This window comes from Pedobacter jamesrossensis (genome assembly GCF_042650905.1).
Lineage (GTDB): Bacteria > Bacteroidota > Bacteroidia > Sphingobacteriales > Sphingobacteriaceae > Pedobacter > Pedobacter jamesrossensis.
Genome location: NZ_JBHSBY010000016.1, coordinates 1 through 18,284 on the forward strand (window position 1 = coordinate 1; position 18,284 = coordinate 18,284).

Consider the following 18,284-nt stretch of genomic DNA (forward strand, 5'->3'; position numbering starts at 1 on the left):
CTCAACTGCTAACATTTTTTCTTCTGATGTTCTCATATATTTCTTTTATGCAAAGAAAAACATCGCGAAAGTTATTTAAAAGATGTACTTGGTAGGCTGCTTACGTTGCAGAAGCAAAAATTGTAGATGTAAAAAAAGATATGGAAGACTGGAAAGCTTTAGCTACTGCTACTAATTTTTAAATTTCAATACAATCGTTGCGAGTCACGAAGCAATCTATTAGAAACGGGATTGCTTCGTGACTCGCAATGACGTGAATATTTAAAGAAAACACTTATTTCATGTTTATCAGTGTTTTCTTTAATTCGGTTTCAGTAAATTCCTTTTCGTAAAATTGCCTTACCTTTTTATGAACAAATAATGTTGCAGGTATTGCACCAGACCATTTTTTATCAATTCTTTGAATATAAGCTTGCTGGTCTGGTTCGTTTAAAAGGAAAACCTCTGCATTAATTTGGTTTTTTTCTACAAATGGAATTACCTTGTTTTGCAGTTTCGATTTAAAATCCAAACTTACCAAAAGTACTTTCACAGGTTTATTTAGGTTTTCAATCCTAAGCTTTTCAAAATTAGGCAACTCTGCAACACAAGGCGAACACCAGGTTGCCCAAAAATTTATAACGTAAGTGGTATCTTTTCCTTTAGCGATGCGTTTATCAAGCTCATCAACTGTCAATAATTTCACTTGAGCATTTACAGAATAACTAATTAGAGAAAAGAAGATTATATAAATGAAACGCATAGTTTTATACTGAATTCTTTAGGGTTTAGGTAGAAATCATTTTACATTCATAAAAGCAGGCCAACATGAAATGGATGATGAATAAATATGTATAATGTTAATTACCGTTTGGTTTCAACCAAAGGAATATTAGTTAACCGAACCTGTTTTAACCAACGCTCTTTGGTAAGCAGGTAAATTCAAATCATCTACAATTACACCTCTTGTTGTACTTGCATGGACGAAAAAACCATTATTTAGGTAAATACCAACATGGTCTACACTACCTCCTCCAAAAGAAAAGAAAACTAAATCGCCCTCTTCTAAATTATTAATACTCTTTTTACGAGCAAAGTTAGCCTGTTCACGGGAGATTCTTGGTAAAGTAACACCATAAATTTCTTTCTCTAAAAGAAAAGCAAAACCAGAACAATCAATACCACTTTTATCTAAACCACCAAATCGATATTTTACCCCGGCCCAATCGTTAATAAAACGGTAAAGTGGTTTACTTTTTAAACTTGCCATAGCATCGGCAGCTTTTGAAGCTTTAGTATCACTTTTAACAGTGTATTTCCTTGTTCCGCATGAAGATAAAATAAGTATAAAAATTATCATCAACCAAAAGGAAGTAGTCCGTTTCGTTTTAATCATATTATTATTTCGTTGCCATGGAAATACGGAATTCACAGAAAAAGCTAATTCCTGTTTTCCTTAGCTAATTATTTTACAGTTAATTATCTTTTATCAATCGCTGTATTTCATCTAATTTAAGTAACGCCTCTACAGGAGTTAACGCATTTACATCCAAATTATTAAGTGTATCTCTAATTTTTACTAAAACCGGGTCATCAATGGCAAACATTTGTAATTGGTAAGCCTGATTTTGAACTTTTTTGATGCTATCCTTAATACTCTGTCCTTCAGTTCTATCGATTTCTAATTTCTTTAAAATCTCATTTGCTCTGCCAATCAATTTTGGTGGCATACCAGCCATTTTTGCTACATGAATACCAAAACTATGCTCACTTCCACCAGGAACTAATTTTCTTAAGAAGATAACCTTGTTAGTCATTTCCTTAACCGAAACATTAAAGTTCTTAATTCGGGGCATGGTATTCGCCAACTCATTTAACTCATGATAATGCGTAGCAAATAAAGTTTTCGGCCTTGCTGTTGGGTGCTGATGTAGAAATTCTGCAATTGCCCAGGCAATTGAAATACCATCGTAAGTGCTCGTTCCGCGACCGATTTCATCCAATAAAATCAAACTATCATCCGAAATATTATTTAAGATACTGGCGGTTTCATTCATTTCGACCATGAACGTACTTTCTCCTGACGAAATATTATCGGACGCACCAACACGGGTGAAAATCTTATCTACAATTCCAACTTCGGCATCCTTTGCCGGAACAAAACAACCCATTTGCGCCATCAGAACTATTAACGCTGTTTGGCGCAAAATAGCCGACTTACCCGCCATATTCGGGCCAGTAATCATGATAATCTGTTGTGAATCGGTATCTAAATAAACATCATTGGTAATGTATTCTTGACCGACAGGCAACTGCTTTTCAATAACGGGGTGTCTTCCACCCTTAATATCAAGCAATTTATCGTTAGTAACCTTAGGTTTATTGTAGTGATTTTTCTCTGCTAATTGAGCGAAACACAACAAGCAATCTAATTGCGCAATTAGAAAAGAATCTAACTGAATCGGTTTAATATAACTTGCCGTTTCGTACATCAATTCATTATATAAACGAATTTCAATCGCCTGAATTTTCTCTTCCGCACCTAAAATCTGGTCTTCATATTCTTTAAGTTCTGGTGTTATATATCGCTCTGCGTTAACCAAAGTTTGCTTACGAATCCAACCTTCCGGAACTTTATCTTTATGAGTATGCGTAACCTCTAAATAATAGCCAAAAACATTATTAAAGGCAATTTTTAAAGATGGAATTCCCGTTGCCTCGGCCTCACGTTTTTGTATCGTTACTAAATAATCTTTACCTCCAAAAGCAATTTTTCTCAATCGGTCCAAATCTTCATCAATCCCGTCAGAAATCACATTTCCTTTAATTAATAAAGCTGGTGGTTCTGGCTGCAGCTCCCTTTCAATGCGTTCGCGGATAGCTAAACAAGGATTTAACTGGTCAGCAATTTTAATTAGGAAAGGATTTTTAGAATCTGCCGCTAATTTTTTAACCGACTCAATATGATAAAGTGCTCTCTTCAAAGCAACCAATTCTCTGGGCCCAACACGCTGCAAACCAACCTTAGAAATCAATCTTTCTAAATCACCAATTTGTTTAATATGCGTTAAAAATTCAGATTGTAATTCGCTATGCTGCACGAAATAATCGACCATGCCCAGGCGCTCCTGGATGGGTTTTAACTCTTTCAATGGCATAATAATCCATTTTTGCAACAACCGGGCACCCATCGGGGTACAAGTATGGTCGAGGATATCGAATAAAGTTACCGCATTATCATTTGGCGAATTCACCAATTCCAAATTACGAATCGTAAACCTATCCAACCACATGTAGCGGTCTTCTTCTATCCTACTAATAGAAGTAATATGTTGTAAATTTCGATGCTCCGTTTCGCCTAAGTAATGTAAAATAACACCAGCAGCAATGATTCCACTTTGTAAACGCTCAACCCCGAAACCTTTCAAAGAAGTAACCTCGAAATGTTTCATTAAGGTTTCATTTCCATAATCAGCTGTAAACGGCCATTCATCTAAACCGAAAGTATAAAACCTATCGCCAAAATTCTCCGTAAAAACCTGACGTTTAGATTTCTGAAAAATAACTTCGCTAGGTTTAAAACCTTGCAAAAGCTTATCAATATAATCGCTGTTACCTTGCGCAATCAAAAATTCACCCGTAGAAATATCTAGAAAAGAAATGCCTAACTGAGTTTTATCAAAGTAAACACAAGCCAAAAAGTTATTCGATTTTTGGTTTACAATATTATCACCATAAGCTACGCCTGGCGTAATCAACTCGGTGACACCACGTTTAACAATCGTTTTAGTTGTTTTCGGGTCTTCCAACTGGTCGCAAATGGCTACACGCTGCCCTGCCCTCACCAATTTCGACAAATAATTATCTAAAGAATGATGCGGAAAACCGGCCAATTCTAACGCTCCACCATTTGGCCCTGTGCCTCTTCTTGTAAGTACAATACCTAAAATTTGGGATGTTTTGATGGCATCTTCGCCAAAGGTTTCGTAAAAATCGCCTACTCTAAAAAGTAGCAATGCACCCGGATACTTCGCTTTAATTGCGTTGTATTGTTGCATTAATGGGGTTTCTTTATTCGTGTCTTTAGCCAAAACTGAAATTAATTTGCAAAAGCCATAAAGATAGCACGATTATACTTTTAATGGCTATTTTGTTGAAAAATTGAATAAATGTTTGTATTTCGATCATCAGATCATAATAGCTAATCAATTACCCTTATTTGAAAACGGATGGTTCAACTCATTTGGCTAAACCTGCCCTATACAATCAATCTTTTAAAAACTACTGTCATGCTGAAGGTTAATTTATTTCATAAAAATCGATATAAATGACGTTAACAGTAACTAAACTAAGGGAATGAATGATTATGTTCTGTGAAGACACAGACCACGGAGCACCTTGGATTTTCTTAGATAGTTTAAAACATCATTATATATTACGTCAATGGTTGGTACGAAGCATCTATTTTTATGGCTTACAGATGCTTGGTACCTTAGCATAACAGCTTATTGAAGGTTGCTGCTATTTAAAAGCATTTCAGTTATTATTAGGTTTAAAATTAAAGTTAGTCTGAAAACCAGTGCTTTAATAATTATGACTGTAAAATTAAAACGTTTTGCTCATCAAAATGTTAGATTAGTATAGTTTAACCTAATATTATAAATTATGACGATTCAACTTAACACCGACAAAAACTTAACTATACACCAAGAATACGAAGATAAAATTAAAGCTGCCATTAACGATGGCTTAGCGAGGTTTGATGATTTAATTACCCGTTTAGAAGTTCATTTTACAGACGAGAACGGCAGTAAAGATGGTTTAGAAGATAAACGTTGTTTGTTGGAAGCACGAATTTCTGGAAAAGAACCATTTGCTGTAACCAACCTTGGTAGCACTTACGATGTAGCACTTAACGGTGCTATTAGCAAATTAAAAAGCAAGTTAGAAACCATTGCAGGAAAGCTTAAAACGCACTAAATAAAAAAATGCGATTCTGACACTCCAGAATCGCATTTTTTGTTTTATGTTAATTCCTATAAAGAACTTGGCAACATTAATAAAAATGGCATAGCTTTAGTGTAATCAAGTTTTTCAAAAAAAACACCTAAACGATTAAGATTTCTATAATATTCATTAACGTTTGTATAATAGTTTAATTCACTCTGAACATACCAAGCTTTGTATCCAAGCTTTTCAGCTAAAAACCATTTCTCTAATAATCTTCCCGCTCTACCATTACCATCTTCAAAAGGATGAATATTAACAAACACAATATGAATAAATGATGCGAAATAAAAAACCTGTTTATGGTTAAGTTCACATTTAATCAGCTTCTGAATATCATGCCATAATAAGTCTGAAAGTTTTTCTACTTCATTTCCGAATGCCGCTTCGTATTGAATTCGACCAGTTTTATGTTCCATAACCAACATATTACCCTTTCGGTAGGTACCTTGTTTATTAATTGGCAATAAATGTTTACTTATTAATTTGTGAGCACTTAGGAAGTTACTATTAGTTAAACTATTGTTTTGTGCAAAAATATAAGCGCTATATAAATCATTTGGCTTTTGAACTAAATCAGATTGATATTCTATATTTAGCATTTTATGTTTAATATAACTATCAACCTCCATTTGCTCTCCTTCAATACGTGAGGATGCAATAGCAGATACAGAAGTATAAAAATTAAAAGATTCGGTAGAAATTTCCGCATCGTGTAAACTTTCGAATTTTGCTGACAAATTATCATCCACCTTTGAGCAATATTCGTCTAATAAGTCAACTGAAATAATCTTAAGTTCATCAAGCATTCTAGAATAGATTTAGGCTAATTTAAGCTTTGGTTCCTTAAAAAGCTACTGATTTTTCCAACTCCTCAATATAACCCAAAAATAAATTCATTGCTTTCTTTCTATCATCCGTAACTTCAAATTGAAGTTTGTTGTACAAATAATCTTCTAAATCGAAGTTTAGAGTTTGAGGTAAGTCTTTTAAAACTTCATTTCTATGTGCTAAACCAAATTTTAAAGCGATATTAAATTCAGTTTTAAATTCTTGCGAAATTTCTTTATTCGCTACCCAAGCAGCGTACATGAAAGGCAAGCCTGTAAAATTTTTCCACTCTTCGCCCATGTCGTAAACAAAAGCATAATCATCCTTTTTACCGAAAGTTCTATCGCCAATTAAAACAATAGCATCCGCTTTTGCATTTAGGTCTGTTGTAAATTCTACATCTTGTTTCCAATAGAATTTAAGCAAAACTTTTGCCAGGTTATTGGATGTTCTGGAATGCGCATCTAACCTCAAAGTTTTAATTTCTTCAACCGGAACATCGCTGAAAATAAATACAGAGTTTACAGCCCCGTCGCTACCAATACAATAATCGGCAACAATGTTGGCATTTGGCACAAATGGAATAGCAGCTACAGGCATTAAACCCATATCTACCTCGCCACTAATTACTTTAGCAGCACAATCGGATGGAATGTCTAAGCTTAAATCTATTTTATTGATGATATCTGAATGCTCTAATCCGTAAATAAAAGCTTTGGTATTGGTATAGGCAACTGCCGATATTTTAATCTTATTCAAGGTGTTGTTTTTACTATTTTTAAAAAATGCCGTCATTGCGAGGCACGAAGCAATCTTCTTTCAATTTATTTATGGGATTGCTTCGTGCCTCGCAATGACGATTTTTAAATGCCATGGTTCGTGTCTCCACGAACCATGGCATTTAATTACCCAATCACTAATCCATCCAAATGAACCGCACTATTAAACTCAAGTATGGTAAACTTTCCATCTTCAAAACCCATTTTATAAAGAACTGTATTTTGATGTGGAAATTCAGTCATTTCGCTTAACGGTTTATCTAAAAGTAAGCACAAGAAAACACGCATCGCTCTGCCGTGCATACAAAGTAAAACCGTTTCTTCTTCAGGTCGGGTAGATAAAACTTCCATCGGTTGTTTCAAGCGTTCGTAAACATCCTGAACGCTTTCTCCACCTTCAAAATGAGCAGTATAATCTCCATCTTCCCAGCTTTTAAGCATTTCACGAAAAGCATCACGAGCTTCTTCGCTATTTGGCTGACCTTCCCAAATGCCCCAAGCCAATTCATCTAAACCTGAGAGTTTTTCCCAGGGTAAACCAGAATGAATAAATTTTTGAACAGTTTGCCAGGTACGTTTTAAATCAGAAGTGTAAATTTTATCGAAGGGAATATTTTTATAAGTTTGATAAAAAGCCTCAGCCTGCGCTCTACCTGTGTCATTCAAATCAGAGTTAATTCCTCTGCCCTGTACTATCCCTTGTTTATTTAGTTCTGTTTCGCCGTGACGGATGATATAAATACTCTTCATTTAAAAAATTAAATTTTGAATTAGAGAATGATTGAATTTTAAATAGCGAAAACCTTCACTCATTCGAAACTCAATCATCCAAAATTAATTAACGACAGGCAGTTTATAATAAGCTGGTTTCTTTTCTTCTTCGAAAACCACGTTTTCAAAATCGGTAACCACATTATATAAAGTATCGCGTTCTATTGCTATTCTGCCAACCTGCTTAATTAAATTAACAAGTTCTTTAGTACTCATTGCAGGTGTTTGCTCTTCAGCTCCAGCCATTGAGTAAATTTTTGTGGTATCGTCTAAAGTACCGTCAATATCATCTACGCCATAATTTAAAGACAGTTGTGCAGTCTCGCGACTAATCATTGCCCAATAAGCTTTAATATGGTCGAAATTATCCATGTAAATACGAGCAATAGCATAATTTCTTAAATCTTCTATTACAGAGACTTCAGGTATATTACTCATTTGATTATGCTGATTTCTGAATTTCAATGGAATAAAAGTTTGGAAACCACCTGTTTTGTCTTGCAATTGACGAAGTTTTTCCATGTGATCTACACGATGCTCGAATTTTTCGATATGTCCATAAAGCATTGTTGCGTTACTTCTCATACCTAGTTTGTGCCATTCTTCATGTATCGCCAGCCATTGCTCGCCAGTACATTTATCTTTAGCAATTTGTTCCCGAATTTCTGGATGAAAAATTTCTGCTCCACCGCCCGGCATAGATTGTAAACCAGCCTCTTTCATCAACTTCATACCCGTTGCATAATCGATTTTAGCTTTTTTAAAGATGTAATGATATTCTACCGGCGTTAACGCTTTGACATGTAACTCAGGACGATGTTCTCTAATCGCTGTAAATAATGCTGAATAGAAAGCTACATCATATTGTGGTAAAACACCACCAACAATATGCACTTCTGTTACAGGTTCGTTATCATATTTTTTAACGATATCCAGCATTTGTTCCATTGTTAAAGCCCAACCTTCTTCTTTTTGCTTAATTAAACGTGAATAAGAACAGAATTTACAATCGTAAACACAGAGATTTGTCGGTTCTAAATGGAAATTTCTATTAAAATAAGTTTTATCGCCATGCTTTTTTTCTCTGATAAAATTTGCCAGTACACCCAAATAACCTAATTCGGCATGCTCGTAAAGGTAAACACCTTCATCAAAGGTTATTCGTTCTCCGTGAAGAACTTTATGTGCGATGTTTTGTAGTTCAGTTGATAATTGAGTATCAGCTAATATTTTTTCAACTTGTGCAGTTGTTGTCATTCCTGATTTTATTTTGAACAAAAATACAATATTGAGGCGATTTGAAAATCATTTTCTTGTAACAAACAGCGATTGAAAACAAATTAACCGCAGATAATCACAGATATCTATTCTTCTATAAATTAAAAAACTGATAGACTTATAAATTTATATCTGTGTTCATCCTTTTTATCTGTGGTTAAAAAACCAACTCCAACAAAAAAAGCACCTCTTTTCAGAAGCGCTTTCTCAACATATTTCATAGGTGAATGAAATTATCTTGCAGCAGGAACAAATGTTAAAACAATGTTCGCAGTTTTACCACCGAATTCGATTGGTGATTTTAAAACCATTTGTGTGCTCGAAAGTTCAGTTAAAACTAAACGATAACCTTCAGTTACGTTTTTAGCTTTATCACCTTCATAAATTTTCTTAAACTGGAAAGTCTGGTCTTTAGGAGCGGCCGACCAAAAAATAGTTTGCATTACCGATCCACAAGTACTTGATGCTGGTAAAGTATAAGAACCATTTCCGCTGTTGGTTAAGTTCCATGTACTGCCTTGAAAACATTTGTAAGATTTTTCTCCAAATAAACCTTGTACTGCGCCATCTGGCAAACCTTCCAAAGCAACATTGCTTACAACCCAGTCACGTACTACTGTACCTCTGCTACCTGTTACACCTGCAGTTACTCTTTTCGCCGTGTTACAACTTTGCATCATTACTAAAGTAGAACATGCTATTGCGATAGCTATAAATAATCTTTTCATTTTTTGTTTAATTTAATTTTCGCTAGAATAAACACATAAATCTTGCCAAAACAATTTGGATCTAAAAATTAGCATCAAATTATTAAATTGCGAACATAAATATCTTCAATAACAAAATATAATTATGAAACCCGAAACCCTTGCTATTCATGCCTCTAATCTTGTTAAAAATACAACCGGAGATGTTACACCTCCAATAAATTTATCTACAACTTTTTTTCGCGATGAAAATGGCAGTTATCCAGGTGGACATATGTATAGTCGGGTAAGTAATCCAAACCGGTCTGCTTTAGAAAACACTGTAGCTAAATTAGAGTATGGAGAAGATGCAGCAGCGTTTGCTTCTGGAAATAATTGCGGCATGAGTTTATTTCAGGCTTTAAAACCTGGCAGCCATATTATTGCTCCTGATGATATGTATTGGGGAATTAAAAAGCAATTATTAACCATTTTTAACGAAACTTTAGAATTCGATTTTGTTGACCAAACGGATTTGAACCTGATAAAATCGAGCATTAAGCCGAACACAAAATTAATATGGATTGAAACACCATCAAACCCATTATTAAAGGTTACAGATGTTGAAGAGATTGCTAAAATAGCAAAAGCACACAACATTACTTTAGCTTGTGATAGCACTTTCGCCTCTCCTGTTTTACAAAATCCGATTTTGTTAGGTGCCGATATTGTGATGCACAGCAGTACTAAATATCTCGGAGGTCATAGTGATATTCTAGGTGGAATTTTAGTAACTGCTAAAAAAGATGAGCTTTGGGAGAAAATTAAAAACGTACAACAAACCGGCGGCGCAGTTCCATCACCGTTCGATTGCTTTTTACTTTGCAGAAGTATAAAAACTTTAGCTTACCGAATGAAAGGCCATTGCGAAAACGGGAAAAAAGTTGCTCATTTTTTGGTAAATCATCCAAATGTGGAGGCTGTTTTTTACCCAGGTCTAGAAAGTCATCCGCAACATGAGATTGCGAAAAAGCAAATGAAAGATTTCGGTGGAATGATGTCTTTTTTAGTTAAAGGCGATGTGGAGGTCACCAGCAAAGTGGTTAACAAAGTTCAGTTATTTGCACAGGCAACCAGTTTAGGTGGTGTAGAAAGCTTAATCGAGCATCGTTACTCTGTTGAGGGGCCAGATAGCAAAACACCAAAGAATTTACTAAGAATCTCGGTTGGGCTAGAACATGTAGATGATATTATCGCAGATTTAGAGCAGGCATTGGGTTAATTAAATTCGTCATGGCAAGGCATGAAGCAATCTGCAAACGATGAAACAGATGCTTCGTACCTCAGCATGGTAGAAGTTTGAAAAAGATTGAAGTACATAATCCCAAAGGGATGCCTTTGGTGCGGGACTGAAATTCTCCAAGGATTACAGAACCGCTCCTTTGCAAATTCTATTTCGTATTACAAATGGTCGTTAACTTTAAGCCATAATTAGGATTTAACGGTTCATTTGTTTGTGCTAAACGTTGCGAGCCTGTATTAGCAGGACAAGCAATATCGCCAGCGGCATCGTAAATAAGTGTATTTCCTGCTGTAATTAATTCTTTGGGCACATAAACTTGTACCCTGGTAATCGAATAGCCAGAAGGAAAATAACGCACATAATAACCATCGGGATGTTTTGTCCAGATACCACTCGGCACATCCGCACGAGGAGGAGCCATCCCAGCAATAATCGCATATTTCTCCATATCTGCATAAGTGTAATTGCCAGAAGAAACCAGTTGACGGATATTATTTTCGGCTTCGAAAACGGCTTTTAGACCCGAAGGCAATTGGTCTTTCGCTTTCTCCATTACATCGAAAGGTAAAATACCTAAGGCACCGCCTTCTAATTGAGTAAGCTGTTTCGGTGTTAAAAGTTTGATGGCCGTTAGCTTAACCTGACCAGCATAATCGGCAAATTTTGTTCTGGCGATGATAGTCCAAAGCAAAACCTGAATATCGTGTTGTTCTACATCTTGATGCTTTTCTGCGCTTTTTAAAACAGCAATAACAATTTCTTCTTTCGGACCTAAAACTGGCGCAAACATGTATCCATCACCTTTAGATGGTGCAAAAGTTCCAGCTTTTAAGCAATAGCTTTTGTTGGTCATTTCGTATAAACCTTCGCAAAGTATGAAGCCACCATCTGGATTTTTAGGTAATAAATATAGAGGCTGTGCTTTTAGTGTAGCTTTGAAATCGGGCATCATTTCCCCCTCACGATTTACATCTTCGAAAGCTGTTGTAATGGCCGCTGGCTGCTTTAAAAATTTATCTACACCTAAAGCTTTTGCGCCCTGGGCTGTTCCAACTTTTAATAATTTGTCTTTTAATCCACCGAATTGAGCACTGGCGTTTGTTATGCTTGCAATGGCTAATGACAACGCTAAGCAAATGGTTTTTGCATTTTTCATTAATGATTAGATTTTATTAGGTAACACAAACTTAGAGTTTTAGCAGTTAAATTTATGTTAAAAATTTACTTTTATCATTTCAATATAAAATTAGGCAATTCATTTTCAGTAATTTATTTAATTTTCAGAATTTTATTTTGTGAATTAAAATTAATTTCCCACATTTGAAATATTATTTGGCAGAAAGCTAAATAAAAGTCAATCTTAATCGGATTGATTTATAAAGAAGTGGCGAGAGACAGGCTCCGTGACCCACTGGCAACCCTCAGAAAGAGAAGGTGCCAAATCCTGACCAGATAACATGGTGTTATTTGGAGATATAAATTAGAACTGATGAAAACATTAAATCTTCTATCGCAAAGCGAACCCAGTCTAAACAAAGCAGAAAATATTTCTTTTTCTTTTATTTGTTGTGATATGCAGGCAAGTACTTGTATGTGCTGTTGCATACAATAATCTAAAAAACTTCCTTTTTTGTTTCTTTTTCAAACTGGAAGGTCCTGATAAATCGGGATACGCCAACACATACCAGGATTTTCATCATTTTGGAAAAATTATCATTAAGCCTTTACACACTAAAAAATTAGAAAAATGTCAACTTCATATAAATTCGAAACGTTACAAATTCACGCTGGACAAGAAATAGACCCAACCACAGGTTCTAGAGCTGTGCCGATATATCAAACTACTTCATATGGTTTTAAAAACGCAGAGCACGGTGCAAATTTATTTGCATTAAAAGAATTTGGAAATATTTATACCAGGATAATGAATCCTACGAATGATGTTTTCGAAAAACGTATTGCTGCTTTAGAAGGCGGTGTGGCGGCGTTAGCTGTTGCATCTGGTCAAGCAGCTCAGTTTATAGCTTTGAATAATATTTTAGAAGTAGGTGATAGCATCGTGTCATCATCTCATATTTACGGCGGTACTTACAACCAATTTAAGGTTTCTTTTAAACGTTTAGGTATTCACGTAGATTTTGCAAACCCAGATGTACCAGAAGAGTTTGAGTCTAAAATTACAGACAAAACCAAAGCAATTTATTTAGAAACCATCGGCAATCCTGCTTTCAGTGTGCCTGATTTTGAAAAAATCGCAGCAATTGCTAAGAAATACGATATTCCTTTGGTAGTTGATAATACTTTTGGCGCAGCCGGATATTTATTTAAACCTTTAGAACATGGTGCAAACATTGTAGTAGAATCGGCAACAAAATGGATTGGCGGACATGGAACAAGTATTGGAGGTGTAATTGTTGATGGCGGAAACTACAACTGGGGAAATGGTAAATTCCCCCAATTTAGCGAACCTTCAGAAGGTTATCATGGTTTGGTTTTCAGTGATGTTTTCGGCATTAATGGTCCTTTTGGAAATATACAATTCATTATTCGTGCCCGTGTTGAAGGCTTGAGGGATTTGGGTCCGGCCCTTTCTCCTTTCAACTCCTTCCTTTTATTACAAGGCTTAGAAACTTTATCACTTCGTGTACAACGCCACGTAGATAATGCATTAGAATTAGCAACTTGGTTAGAAAATCATTCAGCAGTTAAAGAGGTTTCTTACCCTGGTTTAGCAAGTAGCAAATACAATAATCTAGCAAAAAAATATTTAAGCAATGGTTTCGGAGCTGTTTTATCTTTCGAGCTGAACGGAAGTAAAGAAAATGCAACTCAATTAATTGATAATTTAAAACTAATATCTCACTTAGCAAACGTTGGCGATGCTAAAACGTTGATAATTCAGCCATCAGCAACCACACACCAGCAGTTAAGCGAAAGCGAACAATTAGCGGCTGGTGTTAAACCTAATTCATTACGTGTTTCTGTCGGAATTGAGCATATCGATGATATTAAAGCCGATTTCGAGCAGGCATTTTCAGCAATTAATTTACAAGCCTAAGCCCCCAATCCTCTAAAGGGGGGAGATAAATATGGCTAATAAAATATAAAAGTCAATAGTATGACCAATAGTAACTCAAAGACCCCTTTAGGGGTTGGGGTATATAATTATACCAAACAATTCAAATTAGAAAGCGGAAAGAAAATCCGTAACCTACAAATCGCTTATCAAACTTATGGCAAATTAAACGCTAAAAAAGACAACGTAATTTGGGTTTGCCACGCTTTAACGGCTAACGCGGATGTTTTCGAATGGTGGGAAGGCTTATTTGGACAAAATGCCTTATTTAACCCGAACGACCACTATATTATTTGCGCAAACGTTTTGGGTTCTAATTATGGGACTACTAATCCTTTAAGTACAAATCCAGTAACTGGTTTGCCTTATTATTTATCTTTTCCGCAATTTACCATTCGCGATTTTGTTTCTGCACACCAACTTTTAGCAACGCATTTAGGAATCGATTCGATTAAACTTTTAATTGGTGGCTCTTTAGGCGGTCAGCAGGCAGTAGAATGGAGCATTATAGAACCGAATAAAATAGAAAACTTAATTCTGGTTGCTACAAACGCAGCTCATTCTCCTTGGGGAATTGCTTTTAACGAAAGTCAGCGTTTAGCCATTACCACTGATAGAACTTTCTTTGCAAATCAACCTGATGGTGGAAGTAAAGGCTTAAAAACTGCTCGCAGTATTGCACTTTTGAGTTACAGAACGTATAATGCTTATGGCAACACGCAAGTGGAAAGCGTAAATGATAAAACGGATAATTTCAGAGCATCATCTTACCAAAACTATCAGGGAGAAAAATTGATAAACCGCTTTAATGCACATAGTTACTATTACTTAACTAAAGCGATGGATAGCCACAATGTTGGCAGAAATCGTAAAAGTATTGTTGAGGCTTTAAAATTGATTAAGGCTAATACTTTAGTGATTGGCATTGAAAATGATTTTCTGTTCCCGATATCAGAGCAAAAATATTTGGCAGATAATATCACAGATGCCGAATTTGCAAGTATTCATTCAGAATATGGTCACGATGGTTTTTTAATTGAAACAAATGCTTTAACCAACATCATAGGAACATTTATTAAAGAAAGTAGAGATAAAAAGGTTATTAAGTTGCAACATACTGGTTAGAGCTAAAAGTGGAAAGCTGAAAGACTAAAGCGAATAATAATTGGCCAGAAATTAAAGAAGATTAAAGGTTTAGTAAAAAAATTAACAAACAAAGTGGTGAATATTGGTGAAGGCAAGTCCGGATACTTGATATTCGCTACTTGATACTATAAAACAATCATGAGTAAGAATTTAAAAATCGGTTTATTTGGTTTCGGAGTTGTAGGACAAGGATTATTAGATATTATCCAAAGTCAGAACTTAAACTTAGAGATTATTAAAATCGCAATAAAAGACCCAAGAAAGAAACGTACGCTTAATAAGGAATTATTTACAACCGATAAAAATGAGATTCTGAATAACTCAGAAATCAATACGATTGTAGAACTGATTAATGATGCAGATGCAGCTTACGAAATCGTAACTGCTGCCTTAAAAAACGGCAAAAATGTAGTTTCTGCGAATAAGAAAATGATAGCCACTCACTTAAAAGAGTTGGTAGATTTACAACAAAAGCATGGCACTTCCCTACTGTATGAAGGTGCGGTTTGTGGTAGTATTCCAATTATCAGAAATCTGGAAGAATATTATGACAATGAACTTTTCCACGCTTTAAGCGGTATTTTCAATGGTTCGTCTAATTATATTTTATCCAAAATATTTAATGAAGACCAGAGTTACGATGCAGCTTTAAAGGAGGCACAAGATTTAGGTTTCGCAGAAACCGACCCAATTTTAGATGTTGGAGGTTACGACCCCAAATATAAGCTTGCCATTGCTACTGCACATGCTTATGGTCTATTTGTAAATCCCGATGCGATTTTGAATATCGGTATCCAAAACCTTTCAGCAAATGATATTAAATATGCTCGTGAGAAAAATTTTAAAATAAAGTTAGTTCCAACGGCTCGTAAAGTAAATACAAAAGAAATCGTAACTTATGTTTTACCAAAATTGGTAGCTAAAGATGATTTCTTATATAACGTTGAAAATGAATACAATGCAGTAACTGTTCAAGCTGCTTTTGCTGATAAACAATTCTTTTTTGGTAAAGGAGCAGGTGGTCATCCTACGGGTGCAGCAGTGCTTTCAGATATTGCAGCACTACGTTACGATTATCGTTATGAATACAAAAAATATCATTCAGAAAATGGAGTAAAACATACTGAGGATATTTTACTAGAGATTTACCTACGCTACGCTGATGAAGACTTGATTAAATTATTAGAATTTGATGATATCAGCGAACGCTATGCAGCAAGCAGTTTTAAATATGTGATTGGAACTGTAAAACTCGAAAACTTGATTAAAAACAGAGATTTACTTTTAGATAAAGACGTTTTTGTTGCCTATACGGGCAGACAAATTTATAAGCAGGAACAAGTTGCTGAAAATGTTTTTGCAGAAGAATTAGCTGTACTTTAAGACTTTTTTTAAGATTAATTTTTTTATTTGTTTTGTTGTTAAGCATAAAGGTCGGAGCGAGTCCGACCTTTTACGTTTTATCTTTTTAAATTGGTTGAAATCAACAGCATTCAATTTCATTAATTTTAGACAACTTTATTAGACTTTTCCTCATCTATTTTCCTCTTAAATTTTCCATTAAAAAGCATATCTTTGCGCAAAGATGAAGCATATACGTAATTTTTGCATTATTGCACATATTGACCACGGCAAGAGCACTTTGGCCGATAGGTTATTAGAATATACAGCGACAATTTCGCAGCGTGAAGCGCAGGCACAATTGCTCGATAACATGGATTTGGAGCGTGAGCGGGGCATTACCATTAAAAGTCATGCCATACAGATGAACTATAAGGTTGGAGATATTGAATATAATTTCAACCTGATTGATACGCCAGGACACGTAGATTTTTCTTACGAAGTTTCGCGTTCAATTGCCGCTTGCGAGGGTGCTTTACTTATTGTAGATGCATCTCAGGGAATTCAGGCTCAAACTATTTCTAACTTATATTTAGCATTAGAACACGATTTAGAAATCATTCCAATTTTAAATAAAATGGATTTACCTGGGGCAATGCCCGAGGAAGTTAAAGACCAGATTATTGATTTGATTGGCTGTAAACGTGAAGATATTATCCCTGCATCGGGCAAAACCGGAATGGGCATTCCTGATATTATTCAGGCAATTGTAGACCGTGTGCCGGCTCCGGTTGGCGACCCAGAAGCACCACTACAAGCATTAATTTTCGACTCTGTTTTTAACTCATTCAGGGGTATTATTGCTTACTATAAAGTAGTAAATGGTGAGATCAAAAAAGGTGATAAAGTTAAATTCATCAATACCGGAAAACAATATTTAGCTGATGAAGTGGGTATTTTGAAGCTGGATATGTCGCCGAGAAGTTCGGTTAAAACTGGTGATGTAGGCTATATTATTTCTGGCATTAAAGAAGCTCGCGAAGTAAAAGTTGGCGATACGATTACAACTGTTGATAGGCCATCTTTAGATTCTATTCAAGGTTTTGAAGAGGTTAAACCAATGGTTTTTGCGGGTATTTATCCGGTTGATACAGATGAGTTTGAAGAACTTCGTGAGGCGATGCACAAGTTACAATTGAATGATGCATCTATAGTTTTCGAGCCAGAAAGTTCTGCGGCTTTAGGCTTTGGATTCCGTTGCGGATTCTTAGGCATGCTGCACATGGAGATTATCCAGGAGCGTTTGGAGCGTGAATTCGATATGACAGTAATTACAACTGTCCCCAACGTTTCGTACATTGCGCATACTACAAAAGGCGACGAAATTATTGTAAATAATCCATCAGATTTGCCTGATCCAAGTAAATTAGACTCCGTTGAAGAGCCTTTTATCAAAGCAAATATCATTACAAAAGCCGAATTTGTTGGCCCAGTAATGTCGCTTTGTATTCAGAAGAGAGGTACAATTACAAACCAATCTTATTTAACTTCTGATAGAGTGGAGTTAGTTTTTGAAATGCCAATGGCTGAAATTGTATTCGACTTTTATGATAAGCTGAAAACAATTTCTAAAGGTTATGCTTCTTTCGATTATCATCAAATTGGTTATCGTAAATCTGAATTAGTGCGCTTGGATTTATTATTAAATGATGAGCCGGTTGATGCTTTATCTTCACTAATTCACCGCAGTAACGCTTACGATTTTGGAAAGAAAATTTGCGAGAAATTAAGAGAACTAATTCCTCGTCAGCAATTTGAAATTAAAATACAGGCTTCTATCGGTGCAAAAGTTATTGCCCGCGAAACGCTTAGCGCTTTGCGTAAAGATGTAACTGCAAAATGTTATGGTGGCGATATTTCTCGTAAGCGTAAATTGCTAGAGAAACAGAAAAAAGGTAAAAAACGTATGCGTCAGGTTGGAAACGTAGAGATTCCGCAATCGGCATTTATGGCGGTTTTAAAATTGGATTAACCCCCTATCTCCTAAAGGGGGAGCAAAAGCAGGGTGGCAAAATTAGTAGCCAAAA

Annotated in this window: 15 protein-coding genes and 1 riboswitch; of the genes, 6 read left to right on the forward strand and 9 right to left on the reverse strand. The window is 35.5% G+C overall.

The window, feature by feature from the left end:
- Positions 1 to 274: 274 nt before the first annotated feature.
- From ACFOUY_RS02265 to mutS, 3 genes are all read right to left on the reverse strand, one after another.
- On the reverse strand, positions 275 to 742 hold the full coding sequence (locus ACFOUY_RS02265) for a TlpA disulfide reductase family protein (protein WP_378958825.1): 468 nt from the start codon (positions 740 to 742) through the stop codon (positions 275 to 277).
- Positions 743 to 871: 129 nt separating this feature from the next.
- Positions 872 to 1,375 (reverse strand): C40 family peptidase, encoded by a 504-nt coding sequence (locus ACFOUY_RS02270; protein WP_378958826.1) that lies wholly within the window; start codon positions 1,373 to 1,375, stop codon positions 872 to 874.
- A gap of 79 nt (positions 1,376 to 1,454) precedes the next feature.
- Entirely contained in the window at positions 1,455 to 4,070 is a 2,616-nt protein-coding gene (gene mutS / locus ACFOUY_RS02275; RefSeq protein WP_378958827.1) for a DNA mismatch repair protein MutS, read from the reverse strand.
- 574 nt (positions 4,071 to 4,644) lie between these two features.
- Here mutS and ACFOUY_RS02280 point away from each other — a divergent pair.
- Positions 4,645 to 4,959 carry an HPF/RaiA family ribosome-associated protein gene (locus ACFOUY_RS02280; RefSeq protein WP_378958828.1) on the forward strand — a complete coding sequence of 105 codons (315 nt, stop codon included), beginning with the start codon at positions 4,645 to 4,647 and terminating at the stop codon, positions 4,957 to 4,959.
- Between the two features lie 56 nt (positions 4,960 to 5,015).
- Here ACFOUY_RS02280 and ACFOUY_RS02285 read toward each other — a convergent pair whose 3' ends face one another.
- The 5 genes from ACFOUY_RS02285 to ACFOUY_RS02305 form a co-directional block, all read right to left on the reverse strand.
- A complete protein-coding gene (locus ACFOUY_RS02285) occupies positions 5,016 to 5,795 on the reverse strand; it encodes a Fic family protein (protein ID WP_378958829.1) in 780 nt (259 codons plus the stop codon).
- 37 nt (positions 5,796 to 5,832) lie between these two features.
- Complete coding sequence (locus tag ACFOUY_RS02290; protein ID WP_378958830.1) at positions 5,833 to 6,576, reverse strand: menaquinone biosynthetic enzyme MqnA/MqnD family protein; 744 nt, start codon at positions 6,574 to 6,576, stop codon at positions 5,833 to 5,835.
- Positions 6,577 to 6,722: 146 nt separating this feature from the next.
- Entirely contained in the window at positions 6,723 to 7,346 is a 624-nt protein-coding gene (locus ACFOUY_RS02295) for a histidine phosphatase family protein (protein ID WP_378958831.1), read from the reverse strand.
- A gap of 84 nt (positions 7,347 to 7,430) precedes the next feature.
- Entirely contained in the window at positions 7,431 to 8,624 is a 1,194-nt protein-coding gene (mqnE, locus tag ACFOUY_RS02300; RefSeq protein WP_378958832.1) for an aminofutalosine synthase MqnE, read from the reverse strand.
- Between the two features lie 254 nt (positions 8,625 to 8,878).
- The gene (locus ACFOUY_RS02305; RefSeq protein WP_378958834.1) at positions 8,879 to 9,373 is read right to left on the reverse strand and encodes a hypothetical protein; all 495 of its coding nucleotides are present in this window, start codon (positions 9,371 to 9,373) and stop codon (positions 8,879 to 8,881) included.
- Between the two features lie 124 nt (positions 9,374 to 9,497).
- Between ACFOUY_RS02305 and ACFOUY_RS02310 the strand changes: the two genes are divergently transcribed.
- Positions 9,498 to 10,613 (forward strand): trans-sulfuration enzyme family protein, encoded by a 1,116-nt coding sequence (locus tag ACFOUY_RS02310; protein ID WP_378958835.1) that lies wholly within the window; start codon positions 9,498 to 9,500, stop codon positions 10,611 to 10,613.
- 169 nt (positions 10,614 to 10,782) lie between these two features.
- Here ACFOUY_RS02310 and ACFOUY_RS02315 read toward each other — a convergent pair whose 3' ends face one another.
- Positions 10,783 to 11,790, reverse strand: coding sequence for a hypothetical protein (locus ACFOUY_RS02315; RefSeq protein ID WP_378958836.1), 1,008 nt, complete (start codon positions 11,788 to 11,790; stop codon positions 10,783 to 10,785).
- 215 nt (positions 11,791 to 12,005) lie between these two features.
- A riboswitch (SAM riboswitch) is annotated at positions 12,006 to 12,116 on the forward strand.
- 265 nt (positions 12,117 to 12,381) lie between these two features.
- Here ACFOUY_RS02315 and ACFOUY_RS02320 point away from each other — a divergent pair.
- The 4 genes from ACFOUY_RS02320 to lepA all read left to right on the forward strand — a co-directional run bounded on the left by ACFOUY_RS02320 (position 12,382) and on the right by lepA (position 18,229).
- A complete protein-coding gene (locus ACFOUY_RS02320; RefSeq protein ID WP_378958837.1) occupies positions 12,382 to 13,692 on the forward strand; it encodes an O-acetylhomoserine aminocarboxypropyltransferase/cysteine synthase family protein in 1,311 nt (436 codons plus the stop codon).
- Positions 13,693 to 13,752: 60 nt separating this feature from the next.
- The gene (locus ACFOUY_RS02325) at positions 13,753 to 14,835 is read left to right on the forward strand and encodes a homoserine O-acetyltransferase family protein (protein ID WP_378958838.1); all 1,083 of its coding nucleotides are present in this window, start codon (positions 13,753 to 13,755) and stop codon (positions 14,833 to 14,835) included.
- Positions 14,836 to 14,994: 159 nt separating this feature from the next.
- Positions 14,995 to 16,239, forward strand: a complete 1,245-nt coding sequence (locus ACFOUY_RS02330) for a homoserine dehydrogenase (RefSeq protein WP_378958839.1) — start codon at positions 14,995 to 14,997, stop codon at positions 16,237 to 16,239.
- 202 nt (positions 16,240 to 16,441) lie between these two features.
- Positions 16,442 to 18,229 (forward strand): translation elongation factor 4, encoded by a 1,788-nt coding sequence (lepA, locus tag ACFOUY_RS02335; RefSeq protein ID WP_378958840.1) that lies wholly within the window; start codon positions 16,442 to 16,444, stop codon positions 18,227 to 18,229.
- Positions 18,230 to 18,284: the final 55 nt, after the last annotated feature.